1 protein-coding gene is annotated in these 1,055 nt (G+C 28.8%); it reads right to left on the bottom strand.

The window, feature by feature from the left end; genetic code table 11:
• Nucleotides 1-962: IS256 family transposase (locus KGF39_RS19375; RefSeq protein ID WP_227823566.1), on the bottom strand; the 962-nt coding region annotated here is incomplete at its 3' end.
• Nucleotides 963-1,055 lie beyond the last annotated feature (93 nt).

A 1,055-nucleotide genomic window follows, 5' to 3' on the forward strand; every position in this document is an offset into this window, starting at 1 on the left:
ATAACATCCCAGTTATTTCTCCAGATCTTAATTGCCGAAGGGTACTGTTTACCCCATTTTTCATCTATTTTATCTAAAGCCGATGAGGCTTCTTGTTCATTAATTGCTTTATATACAGATTTAAAATCACTTATTAATGCTTTTGAATCTTTGTATGAAACATATTTAAAAGTATTTCTTATCTGATGGATTATACATTTTTGTATTATGGAATTAGGATAACTTGCGGCTATCGCCTCTTTGAAGCCATTTAATCCATCAACACTAAAAATTAGTACATCTTTAACACCTCTATTTTTTAAATCGGTTAAAACACTATACCAAAACTTTGAAGTTTCGTTTTCACCTATCCATATTCCTAAAATATCTTTGAAACCATCCTTATTTACTCCTAGAACTACATATGCAGCTTTATTTTTTATTTTTCCATCATCTCTTACTTTGTAATGAATTGCATCCATAAATACAAAAGGATAAACTTGTTCAAGAGGTCTATTTTGCCACTCTTTAGCTCTTTGAATTATAACATTTGTTATATTACTTACTTGATCAGCTGAAATTTCTATACCGTATAAATCTAATATCTGGTCATGTATATCTCTTGTTGACATACCTCTTGCATAAAGTGATATTATTTTTTCTTCGATTCCTGAAATATCTCTAATATTTTTAGGAACGACTACTGGGTTAAAATCATTATCTCTGTCTCTTGGAATGTCTAGTTGTAAATCTCCAAATTGTGACTTTACAGTTTTTTTACTATATCCATTTCTTCTATTAGTTGTATTCTTGTTATGGCTATCGCCCTTTTCATAACCTAGCTCTAATGCCATTTCTTGTTCTAACATCTCTTGTAGTATATCTTTGAACATATCTCTTAGATAGCTACTTATATCTCCAGATTTTATAAATTCTCCATCTGATATAATTTCTTTGACTAATTGTTTTCTTAAAGTATTCATAAAAAATCTCCTTTACGACATTTGATTATATTTAAATCATTGCCATAAAGAAGATTTTTATTAACCTTGAAGCACAAATTATTTTACATTACC

The organism is Clostridioides sp. ZZV14-6345 (genome assembly GCF_020657775.1).
Lineage (GTDB): Bacteria > Bacillota > Clostridia > Peptostreptococcales > Peptostreptococcaceae > Clostridioides > Clostridioides difficile_D.